Annotated in this window: 10 protein-coding genes; 6 read left to right on the forward strand and 4 right to left on the reverse strand. The window is 41.3% G+C overall.

All coding sequences use genetic code 11. The features are described from left to right. Both lpxD and HDF25_RS08305 read right to left on the reverse strand, forming a co-directional pair. Nucleotides 1-1,047 carry a UDP-3-O-(3-hydroxymyristoyl)glucosamine N-acyltransferase gene (gene lpxD / locus HDF25_RS08300; protein WP_184624281.1) on the reverse strand — a complete coding sequence of 349 codons (1,047 nt, stop codon included), beginning with the start codon at nucleotides 1,045-1,047 and terminating at the stop codon, nucleotides 1-3. A gap of 136 nt (nucleotides 1,048-1,183) precedes the next feature. Beyond that, a complete protein-coding gene (locus HDF25_RS08305) occupies nucleotides 1,184-2,413 on the reverse strand; it encodes an HD domain-containing protein (protein ID WP_184624282.1) in 1,230 nt (409 codons plus the stop codon). 105 nt (nucleotides 2,414-2,518) lie between these two features. Here HDF25_RS08305 and HDF25_RS08310 point away from each other — a divergent pair, with 105 nt between their 5' ends. Genes HDF25_RS08310 through HDF25_RS08320 form a run of 3 tightly spaced genes read left to right on the forward strand, consistent with a single transcriptional unit; the run spans nucleotide 2,519 to nucleotide 5,780 of the window. Then, nucleotides 2,519-4,072 (forward strand): bifunctional response regulator/alkaline phosphatase family protein, encoded by a 1,554-nt coding sequence (locus tag HDF25_RS08310; protein ID WP_184624283.1) that lies wholly within the window; start codon nucleotides 2,519-2,521, stop codon nucleotides 4,070-4,072. A gap of 11 nt (nucleotides 4,073-4,083) precedes the next feature. Beyond that, nucleotides 4,084-4,500, forward strand: coding sequence for a tRNA (adenosine(37)-N6)-threonylcarbamoyltransferase complex ATPase subunit type 1 TsaE (tsaE, locus tag HDF25_RS08315; RefSeq protein WP_184624284.1), 417 nt, complete (start codon nucleotides 4,084-4,086; stop codon nucleotides 4,498-4,500). A gap of 53 nt (nucleotides 4,501-4,553) precedes the next feature. Then, nucleotides 4,554-5,780: an alanine dehydrogenase gene (locus HDF25_RS08320; protein ID WP_184624285.1), complete on the forward strand. Its 1,227-nt coding sequence runs from the start codon at nucleotides 4,554-4,556 to the stop codon at nucleotides 5,778-5,780. Nucleotides 5,781-5,784: 4 nt separating this feature from the next. Here the strand turns inward: HDF25_RS08320 and HDF25_RS08325 are convergent, their stop codons facing one another. Both HDF25_RS08325 and HDF25_RS08330 read right to left on the reverse strand, forming a co-directional pair. Beyond that, nucleotides 5,785-6,963, reverse strand: a complete 1,179-nt coding sequence (locus HDF25_RS08325) for an MFS transporter (protein WP_184624286.1) — start codon at nucleotides 6,961-6,963, stop codon at nucleotides 5,785-5,787. A gap of 101 nt (nucleotides 6,964-7,064) precedes the next feature. Next, the gene (locus tag HDF25_RS08330) at nucleotides 7,065-8,390 is read right to left on the reverse strand and encodes a D-alanyl-D-alanine carboxypeptidase/D-alanyl-D-alanine-endopeptidase (protein WP_184624287.1); all 1,326 of its coding nucleotides are present in this window, start codon (nucleotides 8,388-8,390) and stop codon (nucleotides 7,065-7,067) included. 166 nt (nucleotides 8,391-8,556) lie between these two features. Here HDF25_RS08330 and HDF25_RS08335 point away from each other — a divergent pair, with 166 nt between their 5' ends. From HDF25_RS08335 to HDF25_RS08345, 3 genes are all read left to right on the forward strand, one after another. Continuing rightward, entirely contained in the window at nucleotides 8,557-11,073 is a 2,517-nt protein-coding gene (locus HDF25_RS08335) for a zinc-dependent metalloprotease (RefSeq protein ID WP_184624288.1), read from the forward strand. A 128-nt stretch (nucleotides 11,074-11,201) separates the two neighbouring features. Beyond that, complete coding sequence (locus HDF25_RS08340; protein WP_184624289.1) at nucleotides 11,202-12,143, forward strand: hypothetical protein; 942 nt, start codon at nucleotides 11,202-11,204, stop codon at nucleotides 12,141-12,143. 95 nt (nucleotides 12,144-12,238) lie between these two features. Next, a complete protein-coding gene (locus HDF25_RS08345) occupies nucleotides 12,239-12,430 on the forward strand; it encodes a cold-shock protein (protein ID WP_037441187.1) in 192 nt (63 codons plus the stop codon). Nucleotides 12,431-12,589: the final 159 nt, after the last annotated feature.

A 12,589-nucleotide genomic window follows, 5' to 3' on the forward strand; every position in this document is an offset into this window, starting at 1 on the left:
TTATGACTGAAGTTTTGCTGTAATTTCAGCCTCTAATTTTGTAATCCTTTTTTCAATTCCTGGCAGGTGTTTAAAAAGCACCGATGCGCGCATCCAGTCTCTGAGAGGCTGTGCTGGTGTTCCATGCCATTGTTTATTTTCTTCAGTTATATTGAAATTAATTCCGGCCTGAGCCCCGATCTGGGTACCTCTTGCCAGAGATAAATGCCCGGCGATACCTACCTGCCCACCGACTACAGATCTTTCGCCTATTTTACTGCTACCCGAAATCCCTGCCTGCGCAGCCACAACGGTATTCTCTCCGATTTCGACATTATGTGCAATCTGGATAAGATTATCCAGTTTTGAACCCTTTCTGATAAAAGTCGAACCCATTGTCGCGCGGTCTATTGCCGTATTAGCCCCGATTTCCACGTTATTCTCAATCACAACATTTCCAATCTGCGCAATTTTAGAATAAGTTCCGTCAGGTTGCGGAGCAAAACCAAAACCATCACTCCCGATCACTGTATTGGAATGGATAACGACGCCATTCCCTATGACCGAGCGGTTATAAATTTTAACCCCGGGATGAAAAGTACATCCGGTGCCAATTTTTGAGTCCGATCCGATATGGACCTGCTGCAAAACCTTGGTATTATCGCCAATCACTACATCAGCATCTATATAGGTAAAAGCACCTATAAATACGTTTTTACCAATTTTTGCTGATGGATGAACAAAAGAAGGCTGTTCAATCCCTGTTTTTTCTGAAGTCTGATTCAGTACTTCATTATACTTTTCGAGTAAAACCGAAAAGGCACTATATGGATCCTTCACCTTTACGAGCGTACAGGTAATTGCTTGAGCCGGAACAAAATCCAATCCAACAATGACCACTGATGCGTTCGTTGAATAGATGTAGTTCTCGTACTTTCGGTTAGATAGAAAACATAAGGTTCCTTTTTTCCCCTCTTCTATTTTTGAAAGCTCAGTAACCGTTATAGTTTCATCACCTTCAACTGTTCCACTTAAAAAGTCGCTTATCTGCTTGGCAGTAAATTGCATTCTACAAAGTTAAATGTTAAATTGATATGAACAAATAATCCCAACTCCCTATTTTTTCAACCATTTGACGTTTCATACGCTCTTTTATAATCGGATAAAAAACGGGATAATTATTGAATTTATATGTTAAATAATGCTAAATAATTCGGGGATAGCAAAGGATGTGCTTTCTAACCGTCCTGTCAAGCGATTCCAGGTTAGATAAATCAGACGCCTTCGCAATATCCGTGGTCGTATTATTCTTCATTAATATGTTAATTGTACTATTTCCTGCCCCTGTATTATATGCTCTGTTGCTGATTACATCCGTAAAAACAAAGTAAGATACATCATTCAGATCAATGCCAAGACTAAAAGCCGCATTCTCCCTGATCATCTCAACTCTACTCTCCACAGGGGGCTCATTACTGATTTCAATCTTATAGAGGTTACGATTGACCAGCATATTGCATAATAAGGAAAGGATTCTGTCCTGGTCCCCGCACCAGACCTTTACCGAGGCGAAAATATCCTGATCATCCAGTTTTGCAAATTGCAGTAAATGTATATCTGTCTCAAAAAAGTCTTTCTGCGCAATTTCCTGCTTCAGAAAGTGCTGTAAAGCAGGGGTTGCAAATAATTCTGCTCCCTTAACCGCCAGCTCTTTGGCTCTTTTCAAAATCTTGACCAGCAACTGCTCCCCTGAAATGACTGTTTTATGCAGATAAACCTGCCAGTACATCAGCCTCCTGGCTATCAGAAATTTTTCGATGGAATAAATACCCTTCTCTTCAATCACCAGCTGATCATCGGCGATATTGAACATCTTGATAATCCTGTCGAAACTGATCACGCCTTCACTCACTCCCGTAAAGAAGCTGTCCCTGTTTAAATAATCCATCCGGTCCAGATCAAGCTGACTTGAAATCAGCTGATGAAGAAATTTCTTAGGGTATTTCCCGGTGAATATAGCAATAGCTGTACTTAAACGCCCTTCAAACTCCCTGTTCAGACGTTCCATCATCAGCATTGAGATCTCCTCATGCTGAATTTCCTTAACCAACGAATACTCCAGCGCGTGTGAAAAAGGCCCGTGACCAATGTCGTGAAGTAAAATGGCTATCGTTGCACCTTCTTCCTCCTCATTGTTGATCTCATGTCCCTTACTCCTTAAAATATCAATTGCCAGGCTCATCAGGTGCATCGCACCCAGCGCATGATGGAAACGCGTATGCAATGCTCCGGGATAAACCAGATGGGTCATTCCCAATTGCTTGATATAGCGCAAACGCTGAAAAAAGGGATGCGAGATCAGATCAAAGATCAATTCTGAAGGTATATTGATAAATCCGTATACCGGGTCATTTATTATTTTCTTTTTGTTCAAATCCAGGCAAAATAAATTATACGGTACAAAAATTGCTATTTTTATCCGTACTTAAGAAAGAGATGTCTCTTTTTGAAGATTTATTTACACCATATACTTACAATAATGCAGGAAACCAAGATTCTATGGGCCGATGATGAGATAAACTTATTAAAACCACATATATTACTATTGAACGAAAAAGGGTACCACGTGACTACATTTACGAATGGAAACGATGCATTGGAGGCTTTTGGCAAAGAGCATTTTGACCTGGTATTCCTGGATGAAAACATGCCCGGCATGAGTGGACTGGAAACCCTCTCTGCAATTAAAAATATAAAAAGTGATGTCCCGGTTGTCCTGATTACTAAAAGTGAAGAGGAAAATCTGATGGAGGATGCCATCGGATCAAAAATTGACGATTATCTGATAAAGCCGGTAAATCCTAAACAGGTATTGCTGACCATCAAAAAAATCATAGATAACAAAAGACTGATCAGCGCAAAAACTTCTATGGCTTATCAGCAGGATTTCAGACGCCTGGGGATGACACTGAATGATAAACTCAGTTACGAAGAATGGACTGAGGTCTATAAAAAACTTATTTTCTGGGAACTGGAGCTGGAAAAACTGGATGATCCACAAATGCATGAAATTTTAACCATGCAGAAGTCTGAAGCAAACACTCAGTTTTCGAAGTTTATTGAGGATAATTACATTGACTGGGTGAACAAAAGAGGAAAAACACCCCTCCTGTCAAATGAATTACTCAAAAAGAAAGCTTTCCCACATATCAATTCCACTACTCCCGTATTTTTTATCCTGATCGACAATCTGAGATATGACCAGTGGAAGATCATCAATCCTTTAATTACTGAACATTTCAGACTGGATGAAGAAGATATGTACACCAGTATCCTGCCGACAGCAACACAATATGCAAGGAATTCTATCTTTTCGGGCTTAATGCCGCTGGAAATGGAAAAACGTTTCCCGTCGTTATGGCAGAATGATGATGATGAAGGTGGAAAAAACATGCACGAAGAAGCTTTTCTTGCAGACCAGATTAAACGCAGCGTCCGTAAAGACTGTAAATTCAGTTATCATAAAATTCTTACTTATGATGATGGAAAGGCACTTAATGAGCAAATGAATAACCTGATGCAGAATGAGTTTAACGCTATTGTTTACAACTTTGTAGATATGCTTTCTCATGCCCGCACAGACATGGCTATGATCAGAGAGCTGGCAAATGATGATGCAGCATACCGTTCACTGACGCTTTCCTGGTTCGAGCATTCGCCGCTGCTTGAATTACTTAAAAAGCTTGCCCAGAAACAGGTGAAAGTGATTATTACTACCGATCACGGTACCATCAGAGTCAAACATCCGAGTAAAGTAATCGGAGATAGAAATACGAACACAAATCTGCGCTATAAACAGGGTAGAAATCTTAATTTCAATCCAAAAGAGGTCTTTCTGATTAAGAATCCGCATGAAGCGATGTTACCGAAGATCAATATCAGCTCTAATTATATTTTCGCTAAGGAAGACCGTTATTTTGTTTATCAGAATAATTACAACCAGTTTGTGAACTATTATAATGAAACGTTCCAGCATGGCGGGATTTCTCTCGAAGAGATGATGATCCCGGTTGCAACTTATAGTACAAGATAGTATCGAATTAAATGAACATTGAAATAAATCACCTGGACGAACTGGGCAATGCCGCAGAAGCATTGCTTGGTTTTGCCGGAAACGACAAAATATTCGCCTTTGAAGGTGAAATGGGCGCAGGGAAAACTACATTTATTAAAGTACTCTGTGAAAAATTAGGTGTCAGGGATGTGGTCAGCAGCCCTACATTTTCTATAGTTAATGAATATGCCGCAGCAAACCAGGTCATTTACCACTTTGACTTTTACAGGATTAAAAATCTGCAGGAGGTATTTGACATCGGTTACGAAGAATACTTCTATTCCGGCAATATCTGCCTGATAGAATGGCCTGAGCGGATCAGGGAACTACTGCCCGAAAACTATACAGAGGTGGAGATTAAGACCCTTTCACCAGATAAGAGGTCATTCTCTTTCACGAAAATATAATATATAGATTCAGGTAATTTTTCTTAATTTCAATCAAAAAATCGTTAGATAAAATGGCTACAGGATTACGGGAAGAAATGGCCTCAATTGCTCAAAAAGGGTTGCTACAACCCAAAGAGACCTTGTCAGAAATTAAACATAAAAGCAATAGTCTTTATATTGGTATTCCAAAAGAGATCTCTTTTCAGGAAACCAGGATCGCATTGACACCGTTGTCTGTCGCCCTTTTAATCAATCACGGCCATAAAGTTTTACTGGAAAGCGGCGCTGGTACCGGAGCCAATTTCTCTGATAATGACTACAGCGAACAGGGTGCACAGATTACTTTCAATAAAAAGGATGTCTATGATGCTGATATTATAGTTAAAATCGCTCCCCCTACGCTGGAAGAAATTGAACTGATGCATAAGGGTCAGACGCTGATTTCTGCATTGCAGATGGGCGCATTGAAAGAAGGTTATCTGAAAGCATTACTGAGCAAAAAAATCAATGCCTTATGTTTTGAAAATCTGCGGGATGAGGGTAACGTTTTAACCGTTGTCCGTGCGATGAGTGAGATTGTAGGAGCTACCTCCATCTTTATCGCCGCAGAATATCTAAGCAGTGTAACAGGAGGTAAAGGTCTCATGCTGGGCGGGTTTACCGGAGTCCCTCCCACTGAAATCGTTATTCTTGGCGCAGGGACTGTAGGAGAATATGCAGCCAGGACAGCACTTTCCCTGGGAGCGGAAGTCAAAGTATTTGACAGCTCAATCTATCGTTTGCGCCGCCTGCAGAATAATTTGGGCAGCAGGGTTTTTACCTCTGTCATGCAGCCTATCGTACTGGGAAAGGCAGTGACCACCTGCGATGTGGTTATTGGCGCTATACGGGCCACAAATGGCAGAAGCCCTTGTTTAATTATGGAAGAAACAGTGAGCAGAATGAAACGCGATTCTGTGGTGATTGATGTCAGTATAGATCAGGGTGGCTGTTTTGAAACTTCGGAAGTGACCAATCACAAAGATCCGGTCTTCCGCAAACATGATGTCATCCATTATTGTGTCCCAAATATCGCATCCAGAGTACCCAGGACAGCTTCTTACGCATTAACCAATATCTTTACCCCAATTCTTGTAGATATAGGCGAGATGGGCGGATTAATGAATGTCATCTGGAATAAACCAGGGATCAGGGAAGCCCTTTACATTTACAAAGGACATCTGACCAGTAAAGACCTATCCACCAGGTTTAATCTTCCTTATAAGGATATTGAACTGCTTCTGGCGGCCAATCAATAGGTAATTAAACTGTAATTGCCGTCTTTGGCTTCCAGATAAATTGCAGGTAAAGCAATGCACCTGCCGCAATCACGGTATTGATAAAAAAGATATAGGGGATGGTTTTGATATCATCGACGAATAACCAGCCAGCGAGTAATGCCCCCAGACCAATTCCGACCTCCAGGGCAATGTACATCGTTGCCATCGCTTTTCCGCGGTGTTTAGGATCGCTCAAATCAATTGTCCAGGCATTCACTGCTGGTGAAAGCATTCCTGTAGCCACCCCGTATAACGCGGATGAAGCCATTAATGTAAATGATGAATTCGCTATGCCTACACAGAACAGGGAAATTGCCAGTAATACCAGTGATATTTTCAGGATCACCACCCGTCCGTATTGATCTGACGCTTTACCGGCAACAAACCTGATCAGTAAAGAAGCCAGGGTAAACACCATAAAAAACAAACCTTTATTACTGGTTCCCAGGCATTTGCTCCAATCTCCAACGACAGTTAGTATCGCACCATAACTGACATAACTCAGTAAGGTAATCAGGGCAGCGGGTATAACTCTCCCTTCAATAATGTCCTGTCTTTTAATTTTGAGTAAAGAAAAACTGAACTTCCTTTTCGCTTTCAGGGTCTCTTTCATATTCCCCAGAATGACAATAGAGGACAATGCAAATACTGACGAGCAGTAAAACAGCACATTAATCGAGAAATGATCAGTAATTGTGCTCCCTATTGCCGGTCCGATAGCCATACCGGTACTAAAACAGATCCCATGGATCCCCATTGCTTCTCCCCATCTGTTTTCAGGTACCAGGTCAGCTACGTAAGCTGCCGTAGCTGTTGGCTTAAAGCCGGTTGAAAACCCATGGATCAGCCTGAGAAACAAAAAACCGGCAACTGTAGTCAATACAGGATATAAGAACCCGCAGACAAAACAAACGATCGATCCTACAGCCATTACAGGTACCCGGCCGACTGTATCTGTCAGCTTGCCACTAAAAGGCCTGGAGATTCCCGCGGTCAGTGTAAACAGCGCGACAATCAATCCTTTATAAGAGGCTCCCCCCATCCCACTCAGGTAGGCTGGTAACTCAGGGATCAACATGTTAAAACTGGCCGAAAAAAGGAAGGAACTTAAACAAACCAGGCCAAATTGCAGGGTATAAATCGGTTGATCGGTGTTTTTCATGTCCCCGCAAAAGTAAATATTAAATCGGGAATACCGGTCTGATTTGAAGGCCGGGCAGATTAAATTATCCTATCTGTTCTGTTAATTTTCGGTATGTAAAACTAGAAGTTATCGTGAATATATGTCATCAGTACTGCCATCTCTGCCCTGACATCCCGGATCGGGTCCATAAAATTATTATTCATGAAAGAGAAGACCAGTGTCCTCCCTTTTTTAGTCTGGATATACCCGCTCTGATTATAATTATTGGAGAAAGTGCCCGTTTTACCAAAGACAAAAGGATGGTCTGTTTGTGGGTAAGCATTTTTTAAAGTCCCTCTCTGGCCCCCTGCCGGAAGCATACTGAACAATTTCTCCCTGTTATTCATTTCCCTGTCAATCAGCTGTAACAGCAGCACCATATCTCTTGGGGTGATCAGGTTCATCCGGGACAATCCTGACCCGTCCACCCAGCGCGGGCGATCAGGCAGCATTTTAAGGTATTTATCCAGGATATAATGGATCGCTTCGGTACTGTTGAGCTGCTGCTGGAACTGATTGGCATAAACCAGCAACAACTGTTCAGCGATGAAGTTGTCGCTGGGTAACAACATCGCCCTGAAAACATCTTCTGATTTCATATTGTATATGGTTTTTGCATCCGGAGGCATCCGGAGATCAATAAGCTGAACCGGAAGCCCCAGCGTGTCTCTCAGTAAATTTAAAGTAACCTGTGTACTTGTTTTATAGGGCACCAGTTGTCTGAACCCTTCGGGGATTAAACCCACCGGATAACTAAACTCATTATCTTCAACCTTTCTGGTAACCAGAAAATCCTTACTCCTAACCTGACTGTCCCTGCGCAGGCAATCATTAAAATAACCAGGCACAACACTTATTTTTCCCTTCTCTTTACTAAATAAAAGCAGGTTATCCTGCAGGGGCAGTTCACTGATCTCTGCCTGGAAATAATCGTTATAGTCATCCCATGCCCAGCCCAATCCATAAGTATTTCCATTATATCTTCCCGGTGCAAAAAACAACTGTTTGTGGCTTGTTTTCAAAAATTTCAGGGCTCTGTCTCCTTTCAGGTTCCATTCGAGCAGGGATGGATCACCCGTACCCCAGAAGATAAGGGAATCACCACGTTCAATATAACGGAGGGAGGGAATAGAATCCGGGATCAGTTTCAATCCCGCATAAAAAGTAAACAATTTCATATTGGAGGCAGGGATGAAGTATTTATCTGCGTCTCTCTGATAAATCATTTCCTTCCCGTCGGAGGCCGACAAGGCGAAACCAATATGGTGATCACTCAAAACAGGAGATTCTCTCAAAAAATGATCGATTCTTTTGGCCATCTGCTGATTGACAGTGCACCTTTCAAAGAGCATCATTAATAGTAAAGCGAAAAGAAGAGAAACACCTCTCACAATTTTGAATTTCATAGCCTTTATCTTATTCGGATTCCACCCTAAAGTATCGCTTTTTTGGAGAAAACGACATTATATTTAGTATCCTGATGGTGTAACGATACAATTACGATGAATTGATTTCATTTTGCAATGAATAATTTAGCCGCTGAATCCTAATCTAAAAAATATTTAACCCTCCATGAACGATAAGACTAAGTTACTGGCCATTGCCAGTATATGTTTTTTTCAGGTGCTTAGCAGCAAAAACGTTTCTGCCCAGAAAAAATCAAAAAAAATGACTCCGGCTACAGCAACTGCCGCGCCCTCCGCCGTTATCCCGGCCCAAAAAAAAGAAGGAATGAAGCCATTTGCTGATGTCATTACATCCAAAGCAAAACTAAAGACCGGACTTTTCAAAACCTATAAACAGGATGATAAATGGTACTTTGAAATTCCGGATAGTTTATTCAACCGGGAAATGCTGGTCGTTACCCGTCTGAATAAAGTTCCTTCTGGAGTATCAGTGGGTAACCAGCAATATGGCGGTGAAGCATTGAATGACCAGGTATGGAAATGGGAACGTCGTGGAAAGCAGGTTTTTATAAGAGTACCCAGCTATTCCGTAAAGGCCGATAGTACTTCGGATATGTACCAGTCAGTGAAAAACTCCAACCTGTCTACTATCCTGGCTAATTTTGAGATTAAGGCTTATAATAAAGATACCTCCGGAGTGGTTATTGATGTAACTGATTTTTATAACGGCGATATTGTGGCCATCGGAGCTACGGATGCTTTGAGAAAAGCCTATAAGGCCAGTTCTTTAGACGCAGGCCGTTCTTACGTAGATACCATTAAAACCTTCCCCTTAAATATTGAGATTGTAACCAGTAAAACCTATAAATCAATGGAATCTCCTATCGATAACAGTATCGGGGCAGTGACCTTTGAATTTAATACTTCTATGTTACTTTTACCCAAAAAACCGGTTAAGGCAAGATTAACTGATCCCAGGATCGGTTTTTTCGGGCAATCCCAGATTGATTATGGTACTGACGCACAGAAAGCAGAACGTACGGCCTATATTCATCGCTGGAACCTGGTTCCTAAAGACACTGCGGCCTATATCCGCGGTGAACTGGTAGAGCCTGTAAAACCTATTGTGATTTATATCGACCCTGCTACCCCAAAAAAATGGGTCCCATACCTGATTGCAGGAATCAACGACTGGCAAGTTGCTTTTGAGGCAGCAGGTTTTAAAAATGCAATTATTGGAAAAGAGGCTCCTACACCAGCACAGGATCCTGATTTTAGTGTAGAGGATTCAAGGTATTCTGTGGTCCGCTATTTTGCTTCTGATATTGCCAATGCTTATGGCCCTCATATCTCTGATCCACGCACCGGACAAATACTGGAAACACATATCGGCTGGTACCATAATGTGATGAGCTTACTAAGAGACTGGTATTTTGTACAAACGGCAGCAGTTAATCCGGCTGCAAGGAAAGCAAAATTTGATGATAAACAAATGGGAGAACTGATTCGCTTCGTTTCTTCTCATGAGATAGGACATACACTTGGACTTCCCCATAATTTTGGATCAAGTTATGCCTACCCGGTAGATTCATTGCGTTCAAAATCCTTTACAGATACACATGGAACAGCCCCTTCTATTATGGATTATGCGCGTTTCAATTATATCGCCCAGCCAGGTGATGGCGTGACCAAATTACATCCCGAAATCGGAGAATATGATAAATGGGCTATTAAATGGGGGTATACCTGGTTTCCTGGTAATTTAAGTCCGAAGCAGGAAAGAGAGAAACTGGATGTCTGGACGGTCGCAAAAGCCGGCAATCCGCTATATTATTACGGCAGACAAGGCACCAGTATTGATCCGCGTCTGCAAAGCGAGGATTTAGGGGACAATGCGATGAAAGCAAGCACTTATGGTATTGCTAACCTGAAACGTATCCTGCCTAATATAGAAAAATGGACTTATGAGAAGGGAAAAAATTACAGTGACCTGAAGGATATTTATACCGAGGTTATTGCACAATATAACCGCTATATGGGTCATGTAACAGCAAATGTTGGCGGAATGAGCGAAAACTTCAAGACTTACGATCAAAGTGGGCCGGTCTATGTTTATCTGCAAAAATCCAGACAAAAAGAGGCAATAGCATTTTTTAACACACAATTATTTACTACCCCGCTGTGGATGATTGATAATGCTGAACTGAACAAATTTGATAATGGCACTATCCTGAACAAAATTAAAAGTGTTCAGACTGGGACCCTGAATAATATCCTGAACCCATCGCGTATGGCAAGGTTATTAGATAATGAATCTAAAAATGGCGTAGCAGCAGCCTATACCCTTCCTGAGCTATTTAAAGATTTAAATACAGGAATATTCCCCGCAACGAGACCTGACGCCTTTAAACGCAATCTACAGCGTTCTTATGTAGACAGGCTGGAAGCATTGATGACAAAAGAAACTGATCCTGTACCCTCTTCTTTGAGCGATAGACTTGCCAACTCGGGGCTGACACCTGTAACGATTTCCCTGTCCGATATAAGGCCCCTGGTCAGAGCGGAATTAAAATCACTTTTAACGCTGGCTAAATCAAGGGCTGTAGCTGGTGACAGTCTGACCAAAGCACATTATGATGATCTTGTGGTCAGAATCAATAATATCCTGAACCCTAAAAAGTAAACCTGGTATCTCTCAGGTTCATTCCCAAAGCTTTAAAAAATCTAAGGCTTTGGGAATTTGTTTTTCAGACCAGTTATGATTAGCAGAGAATTCTGATATATTTGAACAAAAAAGCGTTGTCTGTCTATATGAGAGCTATTTCCTCCCTGTCCATTGCCTTCGGTTTCAGTATACTCCTGACTGCCTGTAGTTCCGGGTCTAAAAAAGAAAAACATACACCGGAGAATAAGCTGGACGTAACCAAGGTGAAAGGAATCAGATATACAGAAGTAAAACGCCGTTTCAGTAATGGTTTATCTTTTGACACGGCTGGTTTTCAGCAGCAACCAAGCTGGATAATCCAGTTCAAATCGGCCGATACTGTCCTGGCTTATGATCCCGGACAGAAAATCATGCAGGGTTTTCACCTTCATCATGATCATTCGAACGTGTTCAATTTTGCCAAAGAATGGTTCAGGTTTAAACTGATCAGCAAGGACAGTCTTGTTTTTCAGCGGCTTCAGGTCACCAATAAAGAGATTGCTGACGATATCCGTTCGGATGTGAATATGACTTTTTATGCTGATGATTATATTAAAAACAAACTGAAAACCACTGCAGAAAAGCTACAGCGGCCAAGCAGGGCTGATACTTTGTTTATTCAGCAAATGGTAGCCAGGGCGAACAAATATCCTGATAACAGGGACAGTGTTTTTGCCGGCAGACAGCCTGCCTTACTCCGGCCGCGCGATAACCGCATTACTGTAGAACGTCTAAGCGGCGTGGATAAGTTAAATGGCATCACAGAATCCTATGATTATTTATATCCACGTTATAAACTGGTTATTCCCGATGCCTACAAAGATTTTGCTTATGAATTCAATGTACTGGTTGATGAAAAAGGTAAGCTAACCCTGAGTTATTTCTTTACAAATCTCCCTGAATTCCGCGAAACGCGCAAAAAAGTACTGGCTGGGATCACCAGTGTATACCTGCAAAATTTACTATTAATTAAACCAGGCAGTACGCTGGGGATACCTCATGCAAGCGAAATTACTGTAACCGTAACTGGCAGAAAACGAACAAAATAAATCGTTCAAAATTATATTTATCAAAAAATGAAGCATTTGCAGATTATAAAAAAATAATTACTACATTGCAGACTTAATTATTAATACATAATACAATGCAAGAAGGAACAGTAAAATTTTTCAATGTAACTAAAGGTTTTGGATTTATCGTACCAGCAAATGGCGATAGCGAAATTTTTGTACATTCAACAGGCCTTATCGATGAAATCCGTGAAAACGACAAAGTAGAATACGATGTTGAAAGCGGTAAAAAAGGTTTGAATGCGATCAATGTTAAAGTAATCTAGATTATTATAACCATAATTCGTACAAGCTTCCTGATGAGATATCGGGAAGCTTTTTTTATGCCCTTTTTTGCTGTCTGAAATAAAAAAACAGCTCTTACATTCGTTCTCTCTCCCTGGCTTTTTTATCTTTAAGCCTGAACAGCCCTTTATGCTGCAGCA

The sequence above is a fragment of the Pedobacter cryoconitis genome, assembly GCF_014207135.1.
GTDB classification, from domain to species: Bacteria; Bacteroidota; Bacteroidia; order Sphingobacteriales; family Sphingobacteriaceae; genus Pedobacter; species Pedobacter cryoconitis_D.

What these genes read in the sequence shown, in the direction of transcription:
- lpxD (WP_184624281.1), bottom strand. Translation starts at nt 1,047, where the DNA reads ATGCAATTTACTGCCAAGCAGATAAGCGACTTTTTAAGTGGAACAGTT.
- HDF25_RS08310 (WP_184624283.1), top strand. Translation starts at nt 2,519, where the DNA reads ATGCAGGAAACCAAGATTCTATGGGCCGATGATGAGATAAACTTATTA.
- tsaE (WP_184624284.1), top strand. Translation starts at nt 4,084, where the DNA reads ATGAACATTGAAATAAATCACCTGGACGAACTGGGCAATGCCGCAGAA.
- HDF25_RS08320 (WP_184624285.1), top strand. Translation starts at nt 4,554, where the DNA reads ATGGCTACAGGATTACGGGAAGAAATGGCCTCAATTGCTCAAAAAGGG.
- HDF25_RS08325 (WP_184624286.1), bottom strand. Translation starts at nt 6,963, where the DNA reads ATGAAAAACACCGATCAACCGATTTATACCCTGCAATTTGGCCTGGTT.
- HDF25_RS08330 (WP_184624287.1), bottom strand. Translation starts at nt 8,390, where the DNA reads ATGAAATTCAAAATTGTGAGAGGTGTTTCTCTTCTTTTCGCTTTACTA.
- HDF25_RS08335 (WP_184624288.1), top strand. Translation starts at nt 8,557, where the DNA reads ATGAACGATAAGACTAAGTTACTGGCCATTGCCAGTATATGTTTTTTT.
- HDF25_RS08340 (WP_184624289.1), top strand. Translation starts at nt 11,202, where the DNA reads ATGAGAGCTATTTCCTCCCTGTCCATTGCCTTCGGTTTCAGTATACTC.
- HDF25_RS08345 (WP_037441187.1), top strand. Translation starts at nt 12,239, where the DNA reads ATGCAAGAAGGAACAGTAAAATTTTTCAATGTAACTAAAGGTTTTGGA.